The 26,355-nt window shown below is 70.9% G+C and carries 22 protein-coding genes; 9 read left to right on the top strand and 13 right to left on the bottom strand.

What is annotated here, in order from left to right:
• Positions 1–80 precede the first annotated feature (80 nt).
• Positions 81–1,673 carry a beta-N-acetylhexosaminidase gene (locus tag OOZ19_RS22985; RefSeq protein ID WP_266092230.1) on the top strand — a complete coding sequence of 531 codons (1,593 nt, stop codon included), beginning with the start codon at positions 81–83 and terminating at the stop codon, positions 1,671–1,673.
• Positions 1,674–1,751: 78 nt separating this feature from the next.
• On the opposite strand, the gene OOZ19_RS22980 is transcribed toward OOZ19_RS22985, so the two are convergent.
• Positions 1,752–2,159: a DUF779 domain-containing protein gene (locus OOZ19_RS22980; protein ID WP_266092229.1), complete on the bottom strand. Its 408-nt coding sequence runs from the start codon at positions 2,157–2,159 to the stop codon at positions 1,752–1,754.
• Positions 2,159–3,682: an acetaldehyde dehydrogenase ExaC gene (gene exaC, locus OOZ19_RS22975; protein ID WP_266092228.1), complete on the bottom strand. Its 1,524-nt coding sequence runs from the start codon at positions 3,680–3,682 to the stop codon at positions 2,159–2,161. Before exaC ends, OOZ19_RS22980 begins: the two co-directional genes overlap by 1 nt.
• Before the next feature lie 451 nt (positions 3,683–4,133).
• On the opposite strand from exaC, the gene OOZ19_RS22970 reads away from it, so the two are divergent.
• Positions 4,134–5,636: a GAF domain-containing protein gene (locus tag OOZ19_RS22970; protein ID WP_266092227.1), complete on the top strand. Its 1,503-nt coding sequence runs from the start codon at positions 4,134–4,136 to the stop codon at positions 5,634–5,636.
• A 214-nt stretch (positions 5,637–5,850) separates the two neighbouring features.
• Here OOZ19_RS22970 and OOZ19_RS22965 read toward each other — a convergent pair whose 3' ends face one another.
• From OOZ19_RS22965 to OOZ19_RS22930, 8 genes are all read right to left on the bottom strand, one after another.
• Positions 5,851–6,084 (bottom strand): phosphopantetheine-binding protein, encoded by a 234-nt coding sequence (locus OOZ19_RS22965; RefSeq protein WP_266092226.1) that lies wholly within the window; start codon positions 6,082–6,084, stop codon positions 5,851–5,853.
• Between the two features lie 116 nt (positions 6,085–6,200).
• On the bottom strand, positions 6,201–6,854 hold the full coding sequence (locus tag OOZ19_RS22960) for an isochorismatase family protein (RefSeq protein ID WP_266092225.1): 654 nt from the start codon (positions 6,852–6,854) through the stop codon (positions 6,201–6,203).
• A gap of 70 nt (positions 6,855–6,924) precedes the next feature.
• Positions 6,925–8,553, bottom strand: coding sequence for a (2,3-dihydroxybenzoyl)adenylate synthase (locus tag OOZ19_RS22955; RefSeq protein WP_266092224.1), 1,629 nt, complete (start codon positions 8,551–8,553; stop codon positions 6,925–6,927).
• Between the two features lie 43 nt (positions 8,554–8,596).
• Positions 8,597–9,856, bottom strand: a complete 1,260-nt coding sequence (gene dhbC, locus OOZ19_RS22950; RefSeq protein ID WP_266092223.1) for an isochorismate synthase DhbC — start codon at positions 9,854–9,856, stop codon at positions 8,597–8,599.
• Positions 9,857–9,890: 34 nt separating this feature from the next.
• Positions 9,891–10,673, bottom strand: coding sequence for a 2,3-dihydro-2,3-dihydroxybenzoate dehydrogenase (locus OOZ19_RS22945; protein WP_266092222.1), 783 nt, complete (start codon positions 10,671–10,673; stop codon positions 9,891–9,893).
• Positions 10,674–11,052: 379 nt separating this feature from the next.
• The gene (locus OOZ19_RS22940) at positions 11,053–12,420 is read right to left on the bottom strand and encodes a carboxyl transferase domain-containing protein (RefSeq protein WP_266092221.1); all 1,368 of its coding nucleotides are present in this window, start codon (positions 12,418–12,420) and stop codon (positions 11,053–11,055) included.
• The gene (locus tag OOZ19_RS22935; RefSeq protein WP_266092220.1) at positions 12,413–13,864 is read right to left on the bottom strand and encodes an acyl-CoA synthetase; all 1,452 of its coding nucleotides are present in this window, start codon (positions 13,862–13,864) and stop codon (positions 12,413–12,415) included. The genes OOZ19_RS22940 and OOZ19_RS22935 overlap by 8 nt, the downstream gene beginning before the upstream one ends.
• Positions 13,865–13,889: 25 nt before the next feature.
• On the bottom strand, positions 13,890–15,146 hold the full coding sequence (locus tag OOZ19_RS22930; protein ID WP_266092219.1) for an SLC13 family permease: 1,257 nt from the start codon (positions 15,144–15,146) through the stop codon (positions 13,890–13,892).
• Positions 15,147–15,328: 182 nt separating this feature from the next.
• On the opposite strand from OOZ19_RS22930, the gene OOZ19_RS22925 reads away from it, so the two are divergent.
• The 4 genes from OOZ19_RS22925 to OOZ19_RS22910 all read left to right on the top strand — a co-directional run bounded on the left by OOZ19_RS22925 (position 15,329) and on the right by OOZ19_RS22910 (position 20,795).
• Positions 15,329–16,042, top strand: coding sequence for a FadR/GntR family transcriptional regulator (locus OOZ19_RS22925; RefSeq protein ID WP_266092218.1), 714 nt, complete (start codon positions 15,329–15,331; stop codon positions 16,040–16,042).
• Between the two features lie 239 nt (positions 16,043–16,281).
• Positions 16,282–16,770, top strand: coding sequence for a VTT domain-containing protein (locus tag OOZ19_RS22920; protein ID WP_266092217.1), 489 nt, complete (start codon positions 16,282–16,284; stop codon positions 16,768–16,770).
• A 309-nt stretch (positions 16,771–17,079) separates the two neighbouring features.
• Positions 17,080–19,194 carry a catalase gene (locus tag OOZ19_RS22915; protein ID WP_266092216.1) on the top strand — a complete coding sequence of 705 codons (2,115 nt, stop codon included), beginning with the start codon at positions 17,080–17,082 and terminating at the stop codon, positions 19,192–19,194.
• 137 nt (positions 19,195–19,331) lie between these two features.
• Positions 19,332–20,795, top strand: a complete 1,464-nt coding sequence (locus OOZ19_RS22910) for an amino acid permease (protein ID WP_266092215.1) — start codon at positions 19,332–19,334, stop codon at positions 20,793–20,795.
• Here OOZ19_RS22910 and OOZ19_RS22905 read toward each other — a convergent pair.
• Positions 20,773–22,191 carry an MFS transporter gene (locus OOZ19_RS22905; protein WP_266092214.1) on the bottom strand — a complete coding sequence of 473 codons (1,419 nt, stop codon included), beginning with the start codon at positions 22,189–22,191 and terminating at the stop codon, positions 20,773–20,775. The two genes, OOZ19_RS22910 and OOZ19_RS22905, sit on opposite strands and share 23 nt — an antisense overlap.
• Before the next feature lie 327 nt (positions 22,192–22,518).
• Between OOZ19_RS22905 and OOZ19_RS22900 the strand changes: the two genes are divergently transcribed.
• The 3 genes from OOZ19_RS22900 (at position 22,519) to OOZ19_RS22890 (ending at position 24,543) form a co-directional block, all read left to right on the top strand.
• The gene (locus OOZ19_RS22900) at positions 22,519–23,445 is read left to right on the top strand and encodes a TetR family transcriptional regulator C-terminal domain-containing protein (RefSeq protein ID WP_266092213.1); all 927 of its coding nucleotides are present in this window, start codon (positions 22,519–22,521) and stop codon (positions 23,443–23,445) included.
• Between the two features lie 94 nt (positions 23,446–23,539).
• A complete protein-coding gene (locus OOZ19_RS22895; protein ID WP_266092212.1) occupies positions 23,540–24,313 on the top strand; it encodes an enoyl-CoA hydratase-related protein in 774 nt (257 codons plus the stop codon).
• A gap of 59 nt (positions 24,314–24,372) precedes the next feature.
• The gene (locus tag OOZ19_RS22890) at positions 24,373–24,543 is read left to right on the top strand and encodes an Rv3202a family protein (RefSeq protein ID WP_266092211.1); all 171 of its coding nucleotides are present in this window, start codon (positions 24,373–24,375) and stop codon (positions 24,541–24,543) included.
• A gap of 347 nt (positions 24,544–24,890) precedes the next feature.
• Here the strand turns inward: OOZ19_RS22890 and OOZ19_RS22885 are convergent, their stop codons facing one another.
• Entirely contained in the window at positions 24,891–25,832 is a 942-nt protein-coding gene (locus OOZ19_RS22885; protein WP_266092210.1) for an NAD-dependent epimerase/dehydratase family protein, read from the bottom strand.
• A gap of 123 nt (positions 25,833–25,955) precedes the next feature.
• Positions 25,956–26,159: a cold-shock protein gene (locus tag OOZ19_RS22880; protein WP_243787886.1), complete on the bottom strand. Its 204-nt coding sequence runs from the start codon at positions 26,157–26,159 to the stop codon at positions 25,956–25,958.
• Positions 26,160–26,355 lie beyond the last annotated feature (196 nt).

Here is a 26,355-nt window from a genome sequence, read left to right as displayed (position 1 = left end):
ATACGTCCGTTCGGGCGCTGCCTGAGCGGGACGCGTGGTCTATACCTTTATGACCACGTCCCCTACCGGGAGCGAGCCCCATGCCCCTCACCTCCGCACGGCCTGCACGCGCGCGCCGGGTCCGCGCCGCGACGGCCGCACTGCTGACCGGTGTGCTCACCGCCGGAGCGCTGAGCACGATCGCGCCCGCGGCGACCGCCGCACCGGAATCGCCGCTGCACCAGGTCATCCCAGCGCCGGAAACCGTCCGGGAAGCGCCCGGCGTCGAGTTCGCGCTGACGGCCGAGAGCGCGATCACCGCTGATCCGGGCGCGAACGAAGTGGCCGACTACCTGGCCGGAGTGCTGCGCCCCTCGACCGGATTCCCGCTGCCCGTCGCCGAAGGCGGCGAAGGCGATGTCGCGCTGCGCCTCGACGATGCCGCGCTCGGGCCCGCCGGATACCGGCTCGAGGTCACCGGCGATGCCCTGACCCTGCACGCCGGTGCGGCCGAAGGGTTGTTCCACGGCGTGCAGACGCTGCGCCAGCTGCTGCCCGCGGCGATCGAGAGCCCGCAGGCCCAGCCGGGGCCGTGGACGGTGCCCGGCGGCGAGATCACCGACCGGCCCCGCTACGAGCATCGCGCCGCCGGGCTCGACGTGGCCCGGCACTTCTTCGACGTCGAGCAGGTCAAGCGCTACATCGATCAGATCGCGCTCTACAAGATGAACTTCCTGCGCCTGCACCTGAGCGACGACCAGGGCTGGCGGATCCAGATCAACGACTGGCCGCGCCTCACCGAGCACGGCGGCAGCACCTCCGTCGGCGGCGGACCGGGCGGGTTCTACACCCAGCAGGAGTACTCCGAGATCGTCGCCTACGCGGAGTCCCGGCACGTCACGATCATCCCGGAGATCGACACGCCCGGGCACACCAACGCGGCGCTGTCCTCCTACGCGGAGCTCAACTGCGACGGCGTCGCGCCGCCGATGTACACGGGCATCGAGGTCGGATTCAGCTCGCTGTGCGTGGACAAGGACATCACCTACGAGTTCCTGGACGACGTGATCCGCCAGATCGCGGAGCTCACCCCCGGCCCGTACCTGCACATCGGCGGTGACGAGGCGGACGCGACGACCGACGAGCAGTACCGGGCGTTCATGGACCGGGCGCTGCCGATCGTGCAGAAGTACGGCAAGACCGCCGTGGGCTGGCACGAGTACGCCAAGGCCGAGCCGCAGGCGGGTTCGGTCGTGCAGTACTGGGGCGTCGAGGGTGCGGAGGCCGCCGAGATCGCCGCTGCCGCCGCCCGCGGCAACAAGATCCTGATGTCGCCCGCGGACCGGTCTTACCTGGACATGAAGTACGACGAGTCCACCGAGCTCGGCCTGAGCTGGGCGGCCTTCATCGAGGTGGCCGACGCGTACGGCTGGGACCCGGCGAGCCACCTCCCCGGCGTGCCCGCCGAGTCGGTGCTCGGCGTCGAGGCTCCGATGTGGACGGAGACGCTGGAGAACTCCGCGCACCTGGAGACGATGGCGTTCCCGCGGCTCCCGGCCATCGCCGAGCTGGGCTGGTCGCCCGCGGCCACGCACGACTGGGAGTCGTTCCGCACCCGGCTCGCCGAGCAGGGACCGCGCTGGACGGCGGCGGGCATCGGATTCACCCGCTCACCGCAGATCCCCTGGCCGTGATCGCATGAGCGAACGGACCGTTCGTCCCACCGGACGGGACGAACGGTCCGTTCAGCACGCAGATCGTTCGGCGTCGCATCAGCTTCCGCCGAGCGCCGCCCACTCCTCGTCGGTGAGCAGCCGGGAGCGGATCAGGAAGCGCACGCCTTCGGGCGCCTCCAAGGAGAAACCGCTCCCCCGCCCCGGTACCACGTCGATGGTGAGGTGGGTGTGCTTCCAGTACTCGAACTGGGCACCGGACATCCACATCGGCACCGGGTCCGGCGTGCCCGTCTCGTCGTCCACGGCCAGATCGCCGAGGTGCACGTCCGAGACACCGGTGCGGAATTCGCCTTGCGGGTAGCACATCGGGGCGCTCCCGTCGCAGCACCCGCCGGACTGGTGGAACATCACCGGGCCATGTTGCGCGCGGAGGCGGCGGATCAGCTCCGCCGCCTCCGGCGTCACGGCCACCCGTGCGGGAGTGCCCGTGTCCGTGTCGCCCATCAGAACAGCCCCGGGCCGCTCTCGGCGTAGCTCACCAGCAGGTTCTTCGTCTGCTGGTAGTGGTCGAGCATCATCTTGTGGGTCTCGCGGCCGATGCCGGACTGCTTGTAGCCGCCGAAGGCCGCGTGCGCCGGGTAGGCGTGGTAGTTGTTCACCCACACCCGGCCGGACTGGATGTCGCGGCCCGCCCGGTAGGCGGTGTTGCCATCTCGGGCCCAGACCCCGGCACCGAGGCCGTAGAGGGTGTCGTTGGCGGTCTTGAGCGCTTCGTCGTAGTCCGAGAACGACGCCACCGACAGCACCGGGCCGAAGATCTCCTCCTGGAAGATCCGCTGCTTGTTGTGCCCCTCGAAGATCGTGGGCTGCACGTAGTACCCGCCCGCGAGATCGCCGCCGTGCTCGATGCGCTCCCCGCCGGTGAGCACCTTGGCGCCTTCCTGCTTGCCGATGTCGATGTAGGAGAGGATCTTCTCCAGCTGGTCGTTGCTGGCCTGGGCGCCGATCTGGGTCTCGGTGTCCAGCGGGTGGCCCTGTTTGATCGTCTCCGTGCGGGCCACCGCGTCAGCCAGGAAGTCCCGGTAGATGCCCTGCTGGACCAGTGCCCGCGACGGGCAGGTGCACACCTCGCCCTGGTTGAGCGCGAACATCGTGAAGCCTTCGAGCGCCTTGTCGTAGAAGGCGTCGCGCTGCGCGGCGACGTCGTCGAAGAAGATGTTCGGGCTCTTGCCGCCGAGCTCCACGGTGACCGGGATGATGTTCTCGCTGGCGTACTGCAGGATCAGCCGGCCCGTGGTGGTCTCGCCGGTGAAGGCGACCTTGCGGATCCGGGAGTTCGAGGCCAGCGGCTTGCCCGCTTCGACGCCGAACCCGTTGACGACGTTGAGCACGCCCGGTGGAAGCAGGTCGCCGATCAGCTCCAGCAGCACGTGGATCGACGCGGGCGTCTGCTCGGCGGGTTTGAGCACGATCGCGTTGCCCCCCGCCAGCGCGGGCGCCAGCTTCCAGGTCGCCATCAGCAGCGGGAAGTTCCACGGGATGATCTGGGCGACGACGCCGAGCGGCTCGTGGAAGTGGTAGGCGACGGTGTCGGCGTCGATCTGCGACAGCGTGCCCTCCTGCGCCCGCAGCGCGCCCGCGAAGTAGCGGAAGTGGTCGATGGCCAGCGGGATGTCGGCGGCCAGCGTCTCCCGGACGGGCTTGCCGTTCTCCCAGCTCTCGGCGACCGCGAGCTTCTCCAGGTTCTGCTCCATGCGGTCGGCGATGGCCAGCAGAACACCGGCGCGTTCGGCGGGCGCGGTGCGCCCCCAGGCCACCGCGGCGCCTTCGGCGGCGTCCACCGCCTTCTCGACGTCCTCGGCGGTGCCGCGAGCGATCTCGGTGAAGGCCTTGCCGTTGATCGGCGAGGGGTTCTCGAAGTAACCGCCCTTCGCGGGCGCAACGTACTCGCCGCCGATGAAGTGGTCGTAACGCGAGCGGAACTCGACCACCGATCCGGCGGTTCCCGGTGCTGCGTAGAGGGTCATCTGGTGCCTCCCGTACGACGTTGTGCGGTGTCGTCGGGAAGCTACGGACGGCGACGTTGCAGTGACGTTGCCGGTGCGCCGCACGCGAGCGGGATCGGACGACAACGGGGTGACCATGCTTGCCTGTCGCCTGCGTCACGGTCCAGGATGGTCCGATCGGGCGCGCTCGGCTGCACCGGCCGAGCGGCTTTCCGAACGCGAGCGCTTCAGCACCGTTCGGTACCGTAACGGATCCGGATCTTGAACCCGGGCCGTTGCCGCTTCGCGGCGATGCCGAGGCTCCGCGCTCGGCTGGAGAGGAGAAGACGCTGGTTCACCGTGGCGTCCGGGCATGCGCGCACCTGGTCAGGGCGGTTCGACGCAGTGCTGCGGCAGGTCTCCGGCGGACTCCGCGTCCGCCCCGCACCGGCGGCGGGTGGCGCCGCCCAGTCCTCGCAGCGAGTACGGAGTCATGAAGCGCACCGACGACGCACCGGCCGACCCGGTGGAACGCGCCCGCCTGCTCCGGCGGGTGCACAGCGCCGTGCTCTCCGGCCAGCGCGCTCCGCAAGCGCCGCGCCCGGTGGTGTTCGAGTCGTGGCGCCGATCGCTGGCGGCCAGCGTCGATCCGGAGCGGTGGGAGCCACCGGTGGTGTTCGGCTCCGACCGACTCGCCGAGGTCCGCGCGGCGCACCCGCTGGCGGCCTGCGTGCCGCTGCTGCGGCGCACCCTGCTCGACGCGGCGGACGGCACCACGCACATCATGATCGTCACCGACGCCGAGGGGAACATCCTGTGGCGCGAGGGCCATCCGAACGTGTGCCGGGCGGCCGACCGGGTCCACTTGGCCGAGGGAACCACCTGGTCGGAGTCCTCGATCGGCACGAACGCCATGGGCACCACGCTGGCCACCGGCCGCGCGGTGCAGATCCACTCCGCCGAGCACCTGGTCCGCCGCTACCACTCGTGGACCTGCGCCGCGTCCCCGGTGCACGATCCGGAGACGGGGCGGATCCTCGGTGCGATCGATCTCAGCGGCCCGCTGCACACCATGCATCCCGCGCTGCCCGCGCTGGTCTCGGCCGCGGCGACGCTCGTCGAGGGCACCCTGCGGGACTGGATGGCGCGGCGCGACGACCGCCTGCGGGAGCGGCACCGCGACGTGCTGCGCTCGCTGCGCGGTGAGCCGGGGGCGTTGCTGAGCTCGTCGGGCAGGGTGATCGCCGCCGAGCCGGGCGACCTGGGGCTCCCGGAGCGGGTCGAGTTGGACCGGCCGGACGGGATGCTGCTGCTCGGTGGCCGGGAGGCCCTGATCGAGCCGCTGGACGACGGCTACCTGCTGCGCGCGCCACGGCAGGCCACCGCGGTCACCGCACCGGAGCCGCCGGTGCGGGCTCCGACGTTGCGGCTGCGCTTCCTCACCTCGCGCCCGGTCGCCGAGCTGCGCGGCCGGGAGGTGTCGCTGAGCCCCCGCCGGGCCGAGCTGCTGGCGGTGCTGGCGTTGCGCCCGGACGGGGTGAACGCCGAGCAGCTGGCCCTCGCGCTGCACGGCGAGCAGGGCAATCCGGTGACGGTGCGCGCGGAGATCCACCGGCTGCGCACGCAGCTGGGCCACGACGTGGTGCACACGAAGCCGTACCGGCTCGCCGCTGACGTCGACGCCGACTTCCTGGACCTGCGCGCCGCGTTGCGAGCGGGACGGCTCAATTCGGCGCTGGAGCTGCACCGCGGCGCGCTGCTGCCCTCGTCGGAGGCACCGGCGGTCCGCGACGAGCGGGAGGACCTCATCACCGGGTTGCGCGGCGCGGTGCTGGCGGCGCGCGACCCGGAACTGCTGTGGCGATTGGCCGACGGCGCGGCGGGCAGCGACGACATCGAGGTCCACGAGGTGCTGCTGACCCTGCTGGCCACCCACGACTGGCGCCGCCCCACGATCACGGCCCGCCTGAAACGACTCCTCCACGACCCGGCCTGACGCGCACCCGCGCCCGCTCCTGGATCAGTGCCTCGTCGGCGGCGAAGCCGCCGTGCAGCGACCACCAGAGCAACCGGCACCGCCGCGGGTTCTCAGCGTTCTTCTCGCGAGGTCCGCGATTTCGCACGTGGCGGAGCCACTCGGAAGATCGCTCCCGCAGCGAGAAGAACGCTGAGAACCCGCCACCCGCCCCACCGCGCAGAGCGAGCGACGATCAAGACTTGGGTTCGAGGACCGTCCACCACTCCGCCAAGGTGGGCCGTTCGGCGAGGTCGGCGAACGTGACCTCCACGCCCTTGGTGCGCCAGCGCTCCACCAGGCTCATGATCCGCACCGAGTCGAGTCCCCAGTCCAGCAGGTTCTCCTCGTCGGTGAGTTCCTCCGGGTCCTCGTAGAGCAGTTCGGCCACGTCGGCCCGCACGCCCTCCAAGGTCAGCTTCGCGCTCATCTTCTCCTCCTGCACCCGATCTTCCCCGGCTTCGGCGAAGCCCGGTCCTGCCCGACCCGCCACCGATCGTCAGCGGCGAAGCCGATCCGCCTCGGCGGCCCGTCCGTCCGAGCGGGTCACGCGACCGCGGACGGCTGCGACGCCAGGTCAGCAGCGAGCCGTTGCGTCGAATCGACCACCGCGCACCGCTTCGCCGCGTACTGCACCGCCATCCGGTGGTCGTCGGCGGAGAAGTCCGCGACGGCGTCGGCGGCCAGGAACGCCTGCACCTCCTGCTGGAACGCCTCCGCGGCCGTCATCAGGCACCCGATGTGCGCGTAGATGCCGGTGATGATCAGCTGGTCCCGGCCCCAGCCCCGCAACATCTCGCGCAGGTCGGTGCGCTGGAACGCGCTGTAGCGCCACTTCGTCAGGTGCACGTCGCCCGGCTCGGGCGCGAGCTCGTCGATGATCGCCTCCTGCGAGGCGTCGGACACGCCCGGCCCCCACCACTCCAGCTGCAGCCCGCGCTGCTGGGGCGTCTGGCCGCTCGGCTGCGCGCAGTACACCACCGGCACACCTGCCGCGCGGGCCTGCCGCGCCAGCGTGCGGATGTTCGGCACGACCTCCGTCAGCGGTTCGGCGTCGGGCTCGAACACGCCCACGAAGTGGCGTTCCATGTCGTGCACCAGCAGCACGGCGCGGCTCGCGTCCGGCCGCCAGTCCACCCGGTTCGCGGGCAGCTCGTCCTGCCGCGGGACCTGGTACGGCGCGATCGTCGGCAACCCCACCTGCACGTCCTCCTGTCCTGCTTCCTCTCCCGACCGCTCCCCGGCCGGGTTCACCGAGATCGATCGGTGGTCAACGACGTTCGAGTTCCGGCACCAGTTCGCGCTGCACCGCCTCTCGCAGGTCGCGCTTGCTGACCTTGCCCACCCCGGTCTGCGGGAACTGATCGACGAACTCGACGCGGTCGGGCACCTTGTAGCCGGCGAGCCCCCGCTCCCGGACGAACTTGATCAGCTCTCGGGGCTTCGGCGGTGTCCCGCGCGGCACCACGAACGCGCAGGTGCGCTCGCCGAGGTAGTCGTCCGGCATGGACACCACCGCGGCGTCGTGCACGGCCGGATGCGCCAGCAGGTGGTTCTCCACCTCTTCGGCGGCGACCTTCTCGCCGCCCCGGTTGATCTGGTCCTTCGCGCGCCCCTCCACCACGATGTTGCCCTCCGCGGTGAACCGGACGACGTCGCCGGTGCGGTAGAAGCCCTCCGCGGTGAACGCCTTCGCGTTGTGCTCCTCGGCCCGGTAGTAGCCGCGGATCGTGTAGGGCCCGCGGGTGAGCAGGTGCCCGGTGCCGCCGGGTGCCACGGGTTCGTCCGCGTCGTCGACGACCAGCACTTCGTCGTCGGGCGAGATCGGCCGTCCCTGGGTGCTGACGATGACGTCCTCGGGATCGTCGAGCCTCGTGTAGTTGACGAGCCCTTCGGCCATCCCGAACACCTGCTGCAGCGTGGCGCCCAGCACCGGGCGCACGCGCCGCGCCACCTCCTCGCTGCACTTGGCGCCGCCGACCTGCAGCACTTCCAAGCTGGAGAGGTCGTGCCCGGTGTTCGCCGCCGCGTCGAGCCACACCAGCGCCAGCGGCGGCACCGCGGCCAGCAGCGTCACGCGTTCCCGCTCGATCAGCGGGAAGACCTCGTCGGGACTGGGCCTGCGGGCCAGCACGATCCGGCCACCCGCCTGCAGCACGCCGAACGCGCCCGGCGAGCTCATCGGGAAGTTGTGCGCGGCGGGCAGCGCCACCAGGTACGCGGTGTCGGCGGTGACGCCGCAGATCTCGTTGCTGGCGCGGAACGAGTAGGCGTAGTCGTCGTGGGTCCGCGGGATCAGCTTCGGCACCCCGGTGCTGCCGCCGGACAGCTGCAGGAACGCGATGTCGCCCGGCCCTGGTCCGCCCACATCGGATGGTTCCGCGTCGATCCCGGACAGCGGCCGGAAACCGGACTCCCCCGGATCGCCCGCGATCAGCACGTGCCGCAGCCCCGGCACCTTCGCCGCGACCTCCGCTGCCAGCGCGCGGTGGTCGAATCCGGCCTCCACGTCGCAGGTGATGTAGGCCGCCGCCTCGCTGAACTCGCAGAAGTACGCGACCTCGGTGAGCCGGTGCGACGGCAGGGCGAACACCGGCACCGCCCCGATGCGGAACAGGGCGAAGCACACCTCGAAGAACTCGGCGATGTTCGGCAGCTGCACCACGACCCGGTCCTGGGCACCGATGCCGAGCTCCCGCAACCCGGCGGCCAGCCGGTCGGCGCGGGCGTCGAGCTCGGCGTAGGTGACCGAGCGCGCGGCGTCCACGATCGCGATCCGCTCGCCGCGCTCGTCGGTGCGAGCGCGCAGCATCTCGCCGAAGGTCTCACCGCGCCAGTAACCGGCTTCGCGGTAGCGGGCGGCGGCCTCTTCCGGCCAGGTAGGACATCCGGGCAGCATCGTCGTTCCTGTTCGTTCGGGGATCACCGGTGGCGGGCGGACGTCACAGCGCGTCGGACCAGCCCATGGCCGACAGCGCGGTGCGGAACTTCGCGGAGGTCTCGGCCAGTTCGTCGGCCGGTTCGGAGCCCTCGACGATCCCGGCGCCCGCGTACAACCGCAGTGAGGTGTCCTCGATCTCGGCGCAGCGGATCGTGACCACCCACTCGCCGTCGCCGGAGGCGTCGCACCAGCCGACCATGCCGGTGTAGAAGCCCCGCTCGAACGGTTCGGCCTCGGCGATGGCGGCCCGCGCGTCCTGCGGCGGCGTGCCGCACACCGCAGGCGTCGGGTGCATCGCCACGGCGAGCTGCAGCGACGAGGTCTCGGGGTCCGCCAGCTCACCGGTGATGTCGGTGGACAGGTGCCACATCGCGGCGGTGTGCACCACCGAGGGGTGCTCCGGCACCACGAGGTCGCGGCACAGCGGGCGCAGCGCGGCCACGACGGCCTCGACGACCGCGGCGTGCTCGCGGAGGTCCTTGCCGGAGTGCAGCAGTTCGTCGGCGCGGCGGCGGTCCTCGACGGGGTCTTCGCTGCGCGGCCGGGAACCGGCCAGCGGGTTCGCCCGCACCCGCACGCCGTCGCGGGACACGAGCAGTTCGGGGCTCGCCCCGAGCAGCGTGCGGCCGAGGGCGGGTTGCTCGCCGAAGGCGTCCCGCGAGCCGTCCTGACCGCGGCGCGGCAGGTCGACGGCGTACGTGTAGCCGCCGGGGTCGGCGCCCGCGAGGTTGCGCAGCATCACGCCGGGATCGACCGGGTCCGGCGTGGTCAGCTCCAGGGAGCGCGCCAGCACGACCTTGCTCATCTCGTCGTCGCGCAGGCGCTTGAGGACCCGTTCCACCGCCCGCTCGTACTCGGCCGGTGCCGGGACCTGCTTGAGCCGGTAGTCCAGCCGGGGCATGTCGGGTGGGGTCTGCGGGGCGGTCAGCGGCGCGGCGCGGCGCACCTCGCTCGGCAGCACCAGGTGCGCGGGCAGGTTCTCGCCGAAGGGCACGGCGCCGACCACCAGCGGGTTCACCCGGCCGAAATCCTCGGCGTGGCGCAGGAATTCTGCGACCTGCTCCGGTAGCCGCCCGCGTCCGCCCGAGCACGTCGTCTTCGGCACCACTGCGTCGACGCCGCGCGCCAGCATCGAGCCGCGCGGCGAGGCGAAGAAGAAGGACGAACCGGCTCGATATCCGGCGAGCAGTTCGGCCGGGCTCAGATGCTCGCCGAGGTCGTCGGATTCTCCGCGCAGGGTGGTATCGCTGTCGGTGGTCATGTGTGCCTTCCGTGCGGGCGGGTGTCGGGGCGGCTCAGGCGCGCAGGGTCGCGCCGCCGTCGACGTACAGGTCGTGCATCGTGATGTGCCCGGCCTGGTCGGAGAGCAGGAACGCGACCGCCTCCGCGATGTCCTCGGCCGTGGCCAGCTTGCGCAGCGGGATGCCGGTCTTGTAGGTCTCCGGCGAGCCGGCGATGACCGGTTCGGCGCCGCGCTCGTCCCACAGCCGGTGCTGCATCGGCGTGTCGGTCGAACCGGGCGAGACCACGTTGCAGCGGATGCCGTGTTCGGCGAGCTCCAGGCCCAGTGATTTGGTGAACAGCGTCGAAGCGGCCTTCGAGGCGCCGTAGGCGGCCATCCCGTGCCGCGGCACTCCCGCAGCGTTGGAGCCGACCGTGACGATCGAGCCCCGCCGGCGCGGGATCATCCGCTTCGACACCGAGCGGCACAGGTGGAACACGCCGGTCGTGTTGACCGCGAACGTCCGGTGCCAGTCGTCCTCGGCGATGTCCTGCACGGTGCCGGGGCGCAGGATGCCCGCGACGTTGACCAGCAGGTCAACCGGTCCCGCCTCGGCCTCGACCCGCTCGACCGCGGCCTCGACCGCAGCTGCGTCGGCGACGTCGGCGGGGCACGCCAGGACGTGGCGCCCCTCGTCCGCCCCGGTCCCGACCACCTCGGCGAGCGCGTCGGCGTCCACGTCCACGGCTGCGACGGTCGCGCCCAGCTCACCCAGCGCGTGCACCACCGCGGAACCGATACCGTGGGCGGCACCGGTCACCACCGCGGTTCGGCCGCTGATCCCCCTGCGGTCCATCTTGCCCTTCCCCTCGGCGGCGCGAGCCGTACCTGAGATCGACTCGCGCCTGTATGGTTAGGCTAACCTGACCATTGAGCGATCCGGTAGGGGATGACCATCACATCTCGCACCCGGCGGCCCGCCAGGGCCTTGAACCCGGCGCCCTTCGCGATCACACGATCCAGCGATGGCGCACAGGTGTTCGAACCGGCAGAGTCGAAGGCATGGACCTCCGCTCAGCGCACTTCCCGCCCCTTCACCCGCGCCGATCGACCGACCGGCACAGCATCGGCCCGCACGACGACGTCGCACGGCCCCGGCCAGGGGGATCGGCCACCGGGCTCCTGGACGCGGCATCGGCCTCGCCGCCACGCCGCGCCATCGGGCGCGTCAGGCCTCAGCTCGGCGGGACCACTCCTCGGACGAACCCGAGTTCGAGCAGGTCCCGCGGGCGCAGCTTCAGCCGCTCGGCGAGCTCAGGCACCTGCTCCGGCGGCTGCTTGAGGATCGCCGCGCTCGACTCCGGAGCGATGACGGCGAAGTACGCGTCCGCGGTGATCCACGTGAACTCCGGCGCCGCCAGGGCCAACGCTCCTCCGGATCCGCCTTCGCCGATGACCAGCGTCGTGATCGGCACGCGGGCTTCGGCCACGGCGGTGAACAGCTGCCCGATGGCGGCTCCGGCACCCGCGCGCTCGGCCTCGGCGTCGTTGGCCGCGCCCGGCGTGTCGACCAGGGTGAGCACCGGCAGGCCCAGTTGATCGGCCAGCCGGACCAGCCTGGCCGCTGTGCGGAAACCGGCCGGGGTGTTCGCCGTTCCTGCCTGCGCCGCGTAGGCGACGGGGCGGCCGTCGTGCTCGCCGATCCCGCACAACATTCCCGAGTCCGTGCCGCCGGCACGGTCCCCGCTGAGCTCGAACCGGGAGGTGAAGTAGCGATCCAGGTAGTCCGCGGCATGTGGGCGGTCGGCGGCCCGCGCCCGCCGGACCGCGTCCCAACCGCTGTCCGCTCCCGATCGCCCCTGATCCGGATCGAGCATCGGTGCCGGGACGTCGGCGGGATCAGGCGGGCGCACCAGGCGTTGCGGATGCAGCAGGCCGACCAGCTCGGCCAGCACGGCGGGGAGTTCGGCGTCCGACACCAGGCGATCCACCTGGCCGTCGGCGAGCTTGCCCTCCGCGGTGAACGGCTCACCGGTCTCGGTGGCGCTGCGCACCCGGCTACCGCCGAAGGCCACCGCGGCCTCCGGTGCGGCGAGCACGATGTCCGCGCCCGCCGCCAGCGACGCCCACATGCCGCCGGTCGTCGGGTCGCGCAGCACCGTGATGTGCGGAATCCGGGCCTGCCTGGTCAGCAGGCAGGCCCGCGCGATCGCCTGCAACTGGACCAGCGCGCGGATCCCCTCCTGCATCCGGCTGCCACCGGAGGCGACCAGGGACACCACCGGCAGCCTGCGCTCGCGCGCCTGCTCGAACGCGGCGACGACCCGCGCACCCGCCTCCTCGCCCACCGAACCGCCGAGGAAACCGAACTCGAAGGCGATGAACACCGCCCGGCCCGCACCGACCCTGCCGTGCCCGCACAGCACCGACTCCTCGGAACCCGTGCGTTCGGCGGCGCGGCGGCGCTGATCGTCGTAGCCGGGCCAGGCCAACGGCCCGTCCGCGTCCGAGGTGCGCCCGGTGCCGCCGCGCGGGGACTCGAACTCCTCGAAGTCCTCGCACACGGTGCTGATCAGCTCGCGCACGCCGGTCACCTCATCCATGCAACGCCTTCTTCATGACCTTGCCCATCTCGTTGCGCGGCAAGGAGTCCACGAACCGCACCTCGCGCGGACGCTTGTGCGGGGTGAGCAGCCGGGCCACGTGCTCGACGAGTTCGCGCGCCGTCGCCTCCGAGTCGGTGAGGTCCGCTGCGGGCACCACCCACGCCAGGATGCGCTCGCCCAAGTCTGGATCGGCCTGACCGGTCACGGCGACCTCAGCGACCGAAGGGTGCTCCAACAAGGCGTTCTCGATCTCGCCCGCGCCGATCTTGTACCCACCGCTCTTGATGATGTCGGTGGCCTTGCGCCCGACGATGCGCAGATACCCGTCGGGAGCTCGGGTGGCGACGTCGCCGGTGCGGAACCAGCCGTCCACGAACGCCTCTGCGGTGGCGTCGGGGCGGTTGAGGTAGCCGGTGAACAGGTTCCGCCCGCGCACCAGGATCTCCCCGACCGTCTCGTCGTCGCTGATCTCGATGTCCCGGCCCGCGTCGTCGACGAGCTTGATCTCCACACCGTCGAACGGCAGCCCCACGTAGCCTGGCCTGCGGTCACCCGAGGCCCGCACGCCAGAATTCATGATCGTTTCGCTCATGCCGTAGCGCTCCACCACCCGCTGCCCGGTCAGCCGCGAGATCCGCTCGTGCTCCACCGCGGGCAACGCCGCGGACCCCGAGACCAGCAACCGCGCGCGGCCCACCGCCTTCGCGAGCTCCGGATCGCGTTCCGCGTCGTCGGCGAGCCGGTGGTACATGGTCGGCACCCCGAACAGCATCGTCGCCGACCCGGCCAACTCCTCCGCCGCGGCCTGCGAGGAAAACTTGCCCAGGTGGCGCACGGTGCCGCCGAGCCGCACCGGCCCGAGCGTGCCGAGGATCAGCCCGTGCACGTGGAACAGCGGCAGGGCGTGCACCAGCACGTCCTGCTCGGTCCACTCCCACGCGTCGGCCAGCGCGTCCAAGTTGGCCCGGATCGCGCGGCGCGGCAGCACCACGCCCTTCGGCGGACCGGTCGTGCCCGAGGTGTAGACGATCAGCGCGGGCGCGTCCTCGCTCGGTTCGGCGGGCAGCTCGCCGCCGGTGCGCGCGAGGTCGACCTCCTGCACCGGAACCCACCCCAGCGCCTCCGGCGGCTGGAACCCGGGCGCGGCCAGCAGCAGTTCCGGTTCGCTGTCCCCGATGATGTGGGCGAGTTCCCGCTCCCCCACCTTCGGGTTCACCGGCACCACGGCCGCACCGGCGGCGAGCGCGCCGAGCACCGCCACGCAGGTCTCCAGCTCCGAGGTCGCCCAGACCGCGACGCGCCGAGCGGAACCGACCCGTTCGGCGATCCCGGCCGCGGCGGCGGCCAGCTCCGGATAGGTCAGAGCGCGGGAACCGAACCGGAGGGCCTCCTTGCCCTCGGGCCGGCGCAGCTTCGGGAACAACTCCATCGCGCGATCCATGCGTACCTCCGAGCTCGGTTCCATGTCACCCCAGTCCGGGGAGGACGAAAATGAGCCACGCCACAAGCGGGCCCACGGCCACGACCACCCCGCCGTAGATCATCAGACGGCGGAAGAAGACTTCGCGGTCCACGCCCTTCGCGTTGGCCAGCACGATGGCGCCGTTGGTGGAGAACGGGCTGACGTCCACCAGCGTGGCGGCGACCGCCAGCGCGGTCACCATGCCGATCGGGCCGATCGTGCCGGTGGCGAGGAAGGGCACCGCCAGCGGGATCAACGCCCCCATCAACCCCACGGAGGAGGCGAACGCCGACACGACGCCGCCGATGTAGCACAGCAGCAACGCGGCCAGCAGCGGCAGACCGACCCCGGCGACCGCGTTCCCGACGTAGTCGATCGTGCCCATCTCCTGCAGCACGCTGACGTAGGTCAGCACACCGCAGATGAGCAGCACCGTCGGCCAGGTGACCTCGGCGGGCGCGTTCGCCGCGGTCTTCGGCGAGACCACGGTGAGCACCACCGCGACGCTCATCGCCACCAGCCCGGCATCGAGTTCGAACACGAGGGTGCACACGACGAGCGCGGCCAGGCCGAGCAACGTCAGCACCCGGTCGCGGGTGAGCCGCAGGCGCTCGGGCTCATCGGCGGAGTCGTCCGGTGCTGCGGTGGCGTCGGCGCGGGCGGTGCGCAGTCCGCCGAACACGACGAACACGACCGCCGCGATCATCAGGTTCACCGCGAAGCTGCCCAGGAACAGCAGGAGCGGGCTGCCCGCCAGTCCGTTGTCGGCGACAACCCCGTTGACGATCACGCCGTACACGCTGATCGGCGAGAACCCGCCCGCTTGCGCGCCGTGCACGACCATCGCGCCCATCAGCAGCGGGTTGATCCCATGTCGGGCGGCGAGGTTCAGCGCGATCGGCGCGATGATCGCGCAGGCGGCGGGGCTGACCGCGCCGATGGCGGTGAGCAGCGCCGCGATCCCGAACATCACCCACGGGATCACCACGAGCCTGCCGCCGACTAGCCGCACCGCCCAGTGCACCAGCCAGTCCGTGGTGCCGTTGGCGCGGGCGATGGCGAACAGGTACGTCACCCCGACCAGGACCACGAAGATGTCCCCGGGGAAGCCGGCGAAGATGTCGTCGTCGGAGAGCCCTCCGGCGAGCTTGCCGACCGCGAAAGCCGCGGCGAACGACAACACCCCCATGTTCACCGACATCGTCGTGGCCAGCACGAAGCAGGCCACGAGCGCGAAGATGGAAATCAGCTCGGGCGACACCGTTGTCTCCTCACCGTCCATGCGCCTCGGAGGAGACCGGACACAGTGGTTTACTGGCTGGACCACTTTGCGCCGCCAGAACTGGAGCGTCAAGACCCGAAGTGGTCCAGTGCTCGAACCACTGCTCCGCTGCACCGCTGCTAGTCTTGGCTTCCGCGATCTCCGGAGGAACGGGGGATGGAGTGTCCGACGCGCTGCGGCCGTTGACCCGACCGAGGCTCTACGAGCAGGTCGTGCTGCGGTTGCGCGAGCACGTCGCGGCGTCCGGCCTCGAAGTCGGCGATCGGCTGCCGCCGGAGCGCGAGCTCGCGGAGCGGCTCGGCGTCAGCCGGGCATCGGTGCGCCAGGCGATCGTGGTGCTGGAGGTGCAGGGACTGGTCGAGGTCCGCCACGGCGGCGGCACCTACCTGCTGCGCCGCACGCTGGACAGCGAGCCCGTCGACGAGCTGGTGGCCCGCCGCAACCGGCTCCCCGACGTGCTCGACGCCCGCGAAGGCCTGGAGACCAAGCTCGCCGAGCTCGCCGCCGAACGCCGCACCGAGGCCGACCTCGCGGAGATCGACGCGGCGCTCGCCGACATGCGCGCCCAGGTCGAACGCGGCGAACTGGGCGGTGACGGCGACCGCCGCTTCCACGCCGCGATCACCGCCGCCGCGCACAGCGCGATGCTCGCGGAGTTCATGCGCACCATCGCCGAGGAGATCGCCGAGAGCCGCCAGGAGTCGCTGCGCCAGCCGAACCGGCCACCGAAGTCGCTGGCCCAGCACGAGCGCATCGCGGAGGCGATCCGCGCGGGCAATCCCCGCACCGCTAGCACCGCGATGCGCCGCCACCTGCGCACCGTCAGCAGGGTCCGCTTGCTGGCCTGGAACCCGGACGCCGACGAGCAGCACTGAGCGGACCACGATCCGGCCGCACGGTGTCACCACGAATTCCCAACCGGCTCCGGATGTTCCGACCGGCCGTCACCGCGCGGAACAGGACGTACCGGAACAACTCGCGCACCGCCCCACTCCCCCGATGACCTGCCCGGACGCCCCGGTAAGGTCGCCCCGTTCCCCCGTTCGAGTTCCGTGGAGTATCGCCTGATGTCCGCTCGCCCCCGCCCCGACGACACGCGGCCGGGACTCGCACGATGATCGGATGGCTGCTGGCCACCGCCGGAACCGCCCTGCTGGGCAGCGTCTTCCCGCTCGCCAACATCGAGCTCTACCTGGTCGGCGTCCTCACCAGCGTCGACGGGCTGAACTGGTGGGCACTGGCGCTGGCCGCCGCGATCGGGCAGATGACGGGCAAGACGCTGTTCTACTTGGCGGGCCGGGGCGGTTTCAGCCTCGGCACCCGGCTCGGCCGCATGACCGAAGCGCGCAAGGGCGGGCGCTGGGCGGCGTGGCTGGAGAAGTTCCAGGACCGCACTCAGCAGCACCCGTGGTGGGGCCTCGGCGTCCTGTTCGTCAGCGCCGTCGCGAGCTTCCCCCCGTTCACCGTCCTGTGCTTCCTCTCCGGCGCGGCGGGCCTCCCGCTGCTCGGTTTCCTGGCGGTGAGCCTCGCCGGACGGGCGATCCACTTCCTGATCATCGCGGGCGCACCGGAACTGATTTACCAGCTGCCCTTCTTCGGCTGACCGCCTATCTCTGATCTTGCCTACCCAGGTGAGCGACGTTGTTGGTCGTTGTGTTGTCAGCGGCGGAGCCGCTGAGCAGTGACCAGCCAGAGCAAGACGACCACCGGCGGGTTCTCAGCGGCTTTCTCGCGAGGACAGCAATTTTGCGTGTGGCGGAGCCACTCGAAAAATTGATCCCGCAGCGAGGAAGCCGCTGAGGTTCCGCTGAGCGACCACTGCTCACGCCAAGCTCAAACAGGCAGTGAGGCGTAACGACCCGCCGGGGCGGGCACCCACCGGGGGCAGGCGAACCCGCTCCCGGAGGTCGGCATGGCTTCTCAGCACGGCGACAAGCAGGAACAACTCGACGGTGTGCGCCAGGATCCGGACGGCACCTACCTGACCACCCAGCAGGGCGTGCGGGTCGACCACACCGATGATTCCTTGACCGTGGGAGCACGCGGCCCCACGCTGCTGGAGGACTTCCACGCCCGCGAGAAGATCACCCACTTCGACCACGAACGCATTCCGGAGCGGGTCGTGCACGCCCGCGGCGCGGGCGCCTACGGCTACTTCGAGGCCTATGACGATCGCCTCGCCGACTACACGGCGGCGAAGTTCCTGACCGACCCGGGTCGACGCACCCCGGTGTTCGTCCGGTTCTCCACGGTGGCGGGGTCGCGCGGTTCGGCGGACACGGTGCGCGACGTGCGCGGGTTCGCGACGAAGTTCTACACCGCGGAGGGCAACTACGACCTGGTCGGCAACAACATGCCGGTGTTCTTCATCCAGGACGGCATCAAGTTCCCCGACTTCGTGCACGCGGTGAAGCCCGAGCCGCACAACGAGATCCCGCAGGCGCAGTCGGCGCACGACACGTTGTGGGACTTCGTGTCGCTGCAACCGGAAACGATGCACATGATCATGTGGCTGATGTCGGACCGGGCGCTGCCGCGCAGCTACCGCATGATGCAGGGCTTCGGGGTGCACACCTTCCGCTTCGTCAACGCCGAGGGCACCGGCACGTTCGTGAAGTTCCACTGGAAGCCGCGGCTGGGCACGCATTCGCTGGTCTGGGAGGAATGCCAGCAGGTGCAGGGCAAGGACCCGGACTTCAACCGTCGGGACCTGTGGGACGCCATCGAAGCCGGGCACGGACCGGAGTGGGAGCTCGGCGTGCAGCTCGTCGAGGAGTCCAAGGAGCACGACTTCGACTTCGACCTGCTCGACGCCACCAAGATCATCCCGGAGGAGGAGGTCCCGGTTCGCCCGGTCGGGCGCATGGTGCTCGACCGCAACCCGGACAACTTCTTCGCCGAGACCGAACAGGTCGCCTTCCACACCGCGAACCTGGTGCCGGGCATCGACTTCACCAACGATCCGCTGCTGCAGGCGCGCAACTTCTCCTACTTGGACACCCAGCTGATCCGGCTCGGCGGGCCGAACTTCGCGCACATCCCGGTCAACCGCCCGGTCGCCGAGGTCTCCACCAACCAGCGCGACGGCTTCCAGCAGCAACGCATCCACCAGGGGCAGACCAGCTACTCCAACAACAGCCTCGGCGGCGGCTGCCCGGTCATCGCGGGCGCCGGCAACGGCGCCTTCCAGCATTACCAGGAGAAGGTGGAAGGCGCGAAGATCCGCCAGCGCAGCGACAGCTTCCAGGACCACTACCAGCAGGCCACCCTGTTCTGGAACAGCATGGCGCCGTGGGAACGCGACCACATCATCGCCGCGTTCCGGTTCGAGCTCGGCAAGGTCGAGCACCACCACGTGCGCGAAGCGGCCGTGGAGCAGATCAACCGGGTCGACCACGATCTCGCGATCGCCGTCGCCGAAGGCGTCGGCGTCACGCCCCCGTCAGCCGCGGCGGGGCCCAACCACGGCAAGCACTCCCCCGCGCTGAGCCAGTCGCACTCGGTCAGCGACACCATCGCCACCCGCACCGTCGCCGTGCTGGTCTCCGATGGCGTCGATCAGGCCGAGGTCGCCCAGATCCGCGAAGCGCTCGCCGAACGCGGCGCGACCGCCGAGGTCCTCGGCAGCCGGGACGGCAGCGTGCGCGGTGCCGACGAGAGCGACGTCCCGGTGGACCGTGCCATCAACACGATGTCCTCGGCGCTCTACGACGGGGTCATCGTGCCCGGCGGCAGCGGCAGCGTGCGGGCGCTGTCGGCCGACGGCTACGCGGTGCACTTCGTGGCGGAGGCCTTCAAGCACGCGAAACCCGTCGCGGCCAGCGACGAGGGGCTGGCGATGCTGCAGCGCGCCGGAGTGGACAAGGTCCGCCACGCCGGCGACGGCGACGGCGTGGTGTCCGACAAGGGTGTCGTGACCGCCGCGGCCACGGGCGGGGCGCTGCCCGACGGTTTCATGGCCGAGTTCATCGCGGTCCTGGCCGGGCACCGCGTGTGGAACCGGGACACCGAGCACGTGGTCGCCTGACGATCGCGGCGCCCGTCCGCCGGTCGCCGCGATCGTTGCCCCGATCGGCGGCGCGCGGGTGAGGATCGGATACCGGGTCGGTCACGCCGCGGACGATGTTTCGCTTTCAGCTCCGGGACGTTCTAACGTGCCGTCCCGTGAGTGTTCTGCGAACCCTTCCCGTCGAGGACGTGCTGGAACGCACCGAGCGCAGCAGCTTGGCTCGGCGGCTCTCCGGTGTCGACCTCGTCGGCTTCGGCATCGGCATCATCATCGGGACCGGCGTGTTCACCTTGGCGGGGATCGAGGCCAAGGAGCACGCCGGGCCCGCGGTGGTCCTCGCGTTCCTCGTGGGCGGCGTCGTCGCCGCACTCGCGGCGCTGTGCTACGCGGAACTGGCCTCCGCGGTGCCGACCGCCGGCAGCGCCTACACCTACGGCTACACGACGCTCGGCGAGATCTTCGCCTGGATCATCGGGTGGGACCTGCTGCTGGAGTTCGCCCTCGGCGCCGCGGTCGTGTCCCGGAGCTGGTCGGGATACGTGTCCAGCCTGCTCGGGCTGCCGCCGGAGTGGTTCAGCGAGGACGCGACGGTCAACGTCGGCGCCATCCTGATCATCGGCGTGCTCACCGTCGTCGCCGTCCTGGGAATCCGCGAGTCGTCCTGGCTGACCAACGCGCTGGTCGTGGTCAAGGTGTCGGTGTGCGTGCTCGTGATCGTCGCCGGGCTGTTCTTCTTCAACGGCGCGCACCTCACGCCGTTCGTCCCGCCGGCGCAGCCCGCGGAGCAGGGCGCGAGCATCCTGGAACAGCCGCTGGTGTCGGCGGCGCTGGGCATGGAGCAGTCGATGTACGGGTTCGGCGGCGTGCTCACGGCCGCCGCGATCGTGTTCTTCGCCTACACCGGTTTCGAGGCGCTGGCCAACCTCGGCGAGGAGACCAAGCGCCCGCGCCGCGACCTGCCGGTGGGCCTGCTGGGCAGCCTGGTGGTGTGCACCGTGCTGTACGTGCTGGTGGCCCTGGTGCTCAGCGCGATGGTCGACTACACGCAGATCGACGAGGCGGCTCCGCTGGCGGCCGCGTTCCACTCCGTCGGAGCCCACTGGGTGGCGGCGCTCATCGCGCTGGGCGCGGTGACCGGGCTGACCTCGGTGATGCTGGTGGAGCTGGTGACCATCGGCCGCATCGGATTCGCCATGAGCCGGGACGGGCTGCTGCCGCCGAAGCTGTCGCAGGTGCACCGGAAGTGGGGCACTCCGCACCGGGTGACGATCGGCGGTGCCGTGCTCGTGATGCTGCTCGGCGGTTTCGTGCCGATCGCGGAGCTCGCGGACATGGTGAGCATCGGCGCGCTGTCCGGGTTCGTCATCGTGGCCATCGCGATTCCGGTGCTGCGCCACCGCAAACCGGACCTGCCGCGCCCGTTCCGGATGCCGTGGTCGCCGGTGCTGCCCGTGCTCACGGCCCTCGCCTGCCTGTACCTGATGACGAACCTGAGCGTGCTCACCTGGGCGCGGTTCGCGGTCTGGCTCGCGCTGGGCCTGGTGATCTACCTGGCCTACGGCTACCGCAAGTCCCGCTTGGCCACGGGTGCCCCGGTCACCGACGACGCGTCAGGATGAGCTGCTCGGTGACGGCCAGCAGCAGGGCCAGCGCGACGAACCCGACAGCGACCAGCAGGCCCGTGGAGATCGCGGCGTCGTAGCCGCCGACGGCGAGCGCGCTGAAGAACAGTCCCGACGCGGTCGCCGTGCCGATCGCGGTGCCGAGGCGCTGCCCGGTCTGCTGGATCCCGGCGGCGGTGCCACCTCGAGCCGAGTCGACCTTGGCGAGGGTGACGGTCTGGTTCGGCGAGATGACCAGGCCGCTGCCGATCCCGGCCAGCAGCAGCGGGCCCGCGACGAGCAGTCCGGCGACGTGTCCGGGCCCGCCCGCGAGCAGCAGGTCCGTCACGACCAGCCCGGCCAGCGCGCCGACCAGGCCCAGCACGACCAGGGAGCGGCCGAACCGGTTCACCAGCCTGCCGCTGAGCGCGGAGGACGCCGCCGAGCCGATGGCGAACGGCGTCATCGCCAGGCCCGCCTGCAACGGCGAGTACCCCAGCCCGCGCTGGAAGTACAGCGCCAGCACGAAGAAGATGCTGGTGAACCCGGCGAAGTACAGCATGCCCAGCGCGGTGCCGAAGCTGTAGCTGCGGATGCCGAACAGGCCGAGGTCGATCAGCGGTTCCCGCCCACTGGCGCGGTAGCCGCGTTCCCACAGCACGAACAGCACCAGCAGCACCGGTGCCGCCGGCAGCAGGTACCACGGCGCGCCGCTGCCGCTCTCCCGTTCGATCAGGGGCAGCAGCAACGCCAGCAGCGCGGCGCCGAGCAGCAGCACGCCCACCAGGTCGAGGCTGCGAGCGCCTTCCGCCGACCCGGCCTTCGGCAGGACCCTGGCGGCGAACACCAGCGCGGCCACGCCGATCGGCACGTTGACGAAGAACACCCAGCGCCAGCCCTGCTCGTCCCCGGCGAGTTCGATGATGAGCCCGCCGAGCAGCGGGCCGATCGCGGTGGACAACCCGATCACCGCGCCGAACAGTCCGAACGCCTTCGCTCGCTCACTGCCCTGGAACAGCTGCTGGATCAGCCCCAGCACCTGCGGGTTGAGCATGCCGCCCGCCACGCCCTGCACGAGCCGGGCGATGACCAGCCAGGTCGCCGACGGCGCGAACCCGGCGGCGGCGCTGGCCGCGGTGAACAGCAGCAGCGCCAGGAGGAACATCCGGCCGCGACCGCGATCGTCGCCGAGCCTGCCCGCGGGCACCAGCACCAGTCCGAAGGTGAGCGCGTAGCCGGACACCACCCAGCCCAGCGCGACCGGCGGGGCGTTCAGGCCCTGCTGCATGGACGGCAGCGCGACGTTGACGATGCTGACGTCGAGCAGGGTCATGAACCCCGCCAGCAGGCACACCACCAACGCCTGCCAGCGCTGCGTCGGCCGCCGTGCGAGCCGCGAGGCACTTGTTCCCATCACCCTCACATCCTGACGGTGTCCAGCAGCGGCGGCGCAGCTGAGGGGGCGGCGCCGCCGAACACCGCTGGTGCTAAGGACTTCGCGCGGATGTTCGGGCTTCGCGACGCCCGTGGTGGCGCCGGAAGCGCTCGGTGGAACCCGCCGAGCCCGCCCGCCGACGACCGCGCGGTCGACCGATGCCGTTCGGAGCGGTCGGGTGCGCTGGTAGCGTCCTGATCGTGCGTGGTCACGGCGCTGGACGGCCGATCCGGCGGTCGTGGGGATGAAGCGCCCGATCCGCGCACACTCCCGATCCCGCGACGCCCGGACGAGCCGCTCACCACCATGACCTCCGAATCCACACCTGCCGACCACGACGCCGATTCCGGCCCCGCCGCGCTGCGCGCGAGGGTCCGCGAGGTGGTGGCGGGGTATCCGCACAGCCACCGGGCGTTCGCCGACCGAATCGGTCTAGACGCCACCAAGCTCTCCAAGTCGCTCACCGGCGTCCGGCGCTTCACCCCGGTCGAGCTGACGCGCATCGCGGAGATCGGCCAGGTGACGGTGAACTGGTTGATCAACGGCAGGGACGACGCGGAAACGGTCGCCGCCGCGCCGCGCCGCGCCGCGCGGCCCCCGGAACGCACGGGCGGGGACCGCTACCAGCAGATCCTCGACGCGGCCTGGGAGCTCATCGCCGAACGCGGGTTCCACGCGGTCCGGGTCGCCGACATCGCCGAGGCCTGCGGGGTGAGCGCCGCGGCCATCCACTACCACTTCCCCGGCCGCGACGACCTGCTCACCGAAGCGCTGCGGCACTCGGTCCGGCAGGCCTTCGACAGGCAGGTCGCCGAACTGCACAGCATCGACGACGCCCACCAGCGGCTGCTGCGGCTCGTCGAGCTGCAACTGCCGGAATCGCCGGGGCTGCGCCGCGAGTGGTCCATCTGGCTGCAGGTGTGGAACGAGAGCGCGCTGCGCCCCGAGCTTCGCGGCCTGCACGGCGATTCCTACACCCGCTGGCACGACACGATCGAGCGGACGATCCGCCAGGGCCAGCACCAAGGCGTGTTCACCGAGGGTGACGCGGAGGAGCTCGCGGTGCGGTTGACGGCGCTGATCGACGGGCTCGGCATCGGCGTGCTCACCGGCCGCCCGGAGCGGTCGGTTCAGCGGATGCGCCAGGTCCTGCACGACTTCATCGGCCGCGACGTCGTCGGCGAGAACGCGTCCGGCACCTCCCCGCACGCACCTGACGATCACTGGTCGTGATCGCTCGCAGGGAGCTCGGGTCGCTCGTTTGCCCGGTTGAACCACTCGGTCCCGCTCGGTAGTTTCCGAGGGCAATCGCCACGGAGGTGATCAGGTGCCGGAGGACGATGAGATCCTGGTCGAGCACCGCGACGCGGTCCTGCTGCTGACGTTCCACCGACCGGAGCGGCTCAACGCGTGGACTCCGAGCATGCGGCGGCGCTACTTCGACCTGTTGGAGAAGGCCGATGACGATCCGTCGGTGCGGGCGGTGGTGGTCACCGGTGCGGGCCGCGGCTTCTGCGCCGGAACGGACCTCTCCGCGCTGGACGCCGCTCCTGAGCGCGACGGCGACGACCGAGCGGTCTCGCTGTCGATCCGGATCCGAAAACCGATCATCGCCGCGATCAACGGCCCCGTAGCCGGGATCGGCCTGGTCGCGGCCTTGTTCGCCGACGTGCGCTTCGCGGCGGAGGACGCCAAGTTCACCACCGCGTTCAGCCGTCGCGGCCTCGTCGCGGAGCACGGCATCTCCTGGCTGCTGCCCAAGCTCGTCGGCGCGGGCACCGCGCTGGACCTGATGCTCTCCGCTCGCACCCTGCTGGGCGGCGAGGCGCACGCGCTGGGCCTGGTCGATCGGGTGCTGCCCGCGGCCGAGGTGCTGACCGCCGCGCTGGAGTACGCGCACACGCTGGCCACCGAGTGCTCCCCGGCTTCGATGGCCGAGATCAAGGAGCAGATCTACGCGGGCCTGGACAGCGGGCTGGAGACGGCGAGCGCGGACGCGAACAACCGCATGATCGCCGCGTTCGACCGCCCCGACGTCCGCGAGGGCGTGCGCAGCTTCCACGAGCGCCGCCGACCAGACTTCCCGCCGCTCGGGAGCTGAACCGCGCCGCGCCCGATACGGTGGCCGCAGGGCCGCCCAATCGTGGGAAGGAGCGCGCCATGGATTCCGAAACACCCGAAGCCGACGCCGCCGAACAGGCGAGGCACGCCGAGGACCCGGTCACCGAGGACGTCACGGTCGAAGCCGACCCGGTCAACGAGGCCGACCCGGCGGATCTCGCGGATCAGCACAGCGACGTACCCGTCGACGAGGACTACGACCGGGAGTAGCGCTCCGGTTCCCCGCTCGGATCTCGCACCGCGCCGCATCGATTCGGAGCACCCGCACCGATGCGGCATTCGCGGTGATGCCGGGTGCGGTCGATCCGCCGAATGCGGAACGCTTACCGCATCCGAATCCCTGAGACAAGTTCCTTCCGGAACTTTCCACGAACCAAGCGGCTCGTACGCCGCCAGAGGAATTCATGAAAGCGGGAACCGATTTCACTTAACCGTGATCAGCAGACGACATTCGGACCTATCGGATCACCCGAGCCCCTAGCACGTTCCGGCCGAACCGGGCAGCGCGTTCGAGCAGATAAGGACTCGTCATTTCCAGCACGAAGTCGTGCGACGCCTCAGCCCGGCCACAAGCCGAACATCGTCGCGAATCCCTCCCGCCAACTGGGCCATCCCGGGCGCCAGCCGAGCGTCTCGCGAAGGCGGAAATTCGTCGCTCCCCGCTGCTCGGTGAGCCGGTGCACGGTGAGCCAATCCAGCTGGGCCCTGGCCTGGTCCAGGGTCAGCGACAACGGCGCCGGGCCGCCGATCATCCGGGCGTAGGCCGGTAACCACTCCGCGCATTCCGCCGGTTCGTTGTCCACCACGTTGTAGGTGCCCGTCTCGCCCGCGGTGAGGACTTCGAGGACCGCGCTCGCCGCGTCCTCCACGTGCGTGAACGAGGTCAGCCCCACGCCGTCGGTGACCAGTGGCAGCGCGCTGCCGCGGACCTGCTCGTGCACCAGCCCGCCGGGCGCGTACCAGGTGTTCGGGCCGTACAGCGACCCGTAGCGCAGCACCACGCCCTCCAGGTCGGTCCGGTCCACGACCGCGCTCTCCATGCCGGCGACCGCGCGCACCGCCTCGCCCCACCGGCCCGGCGCGTCGATCCACAGCGGGGAGTCCTCGTCCAGCACGTCGTGCCCGTTCGGGCAGTACGCGGCGACCATGCTCTGCGCCACCACCCGGCGCACGCCCGCCTCCGCGGCAGCCGCCACGAGGTTGCGGGTGCCGTCCTCCCACAGCCGCGACGTGCGGGCGAGCGCGTCGTCGTAGTCGGGCCCCCGGAACCCGGAGACCTGGGCCACGACCACGTCCGGCTCGGCGTGGCGCACCACCTGGCGCAGCCGCGGCAGGTCGAGCACATCGCCCACCACGACCTCATCTGCACCGGGAACGCCCTGCGCGCGACCCGCGGTGCGCAGCAGCGCCGTCACGTGATGACCTCGCTGCCGCAGCCTGGGCAGCAAGGTCCTCCCGACCACACCGGTGGCACCGGCGACGAACACACGAAGGGGCACCCGGAACCTCGCAGAGATCGACATCAGCGGGGAGCGAAGCCTACCGCGAGGACCTCGACAGCCACGACGAACATGCGAGGGGCCCACGCCTGGCAGGCGTGGGCCCCTCGGTGTCGACTGAACTCAGATGCCGCGAATCTGAGAAGCCTGCGGCCCCTTCGGGCCCTGGGCGATCTCGAACTCCACCCGCTGGTTCTCGTCCAACGTGCGGAAACCGGAGGCGTCAATCGCACTGTAGTGGGCGAACACATCGGAACCGCCCCCATCGGGGGTGATGAACCCGAAGCCCTTTTCAGCGTTGAACCACTTAACGGTACCGGTAGCCATTCTCTTTACTCCTACTTCTGATGGCCAGGGTCGACACTGCGTCAACCCCCGAGTCGCCGAGATGATCACCCGGGCCGAACGGCCTCCGGCACAACAAAGCGCCTGCGCCACACTTGTATCGCAGGCACTTTCAAGTACTTCTGGGAACCAAAACTGCAACCACGGCTAACGCTAGCACCCCGAACGCGGGTTGTCA

The organism is Saccharopolyspora sp. NFXS83, from assembly GCF_026241095.1.
Classification (GTDB): domain Bacteria; phylum Actinomycetota; class Actinomycetes; order Mycobacteriales; family Pseudonocardiaceae; genus Saccharopolyspora_C.
This window is presented reverse-complemented; position numbering and strand designations above follow the sequence as displayed.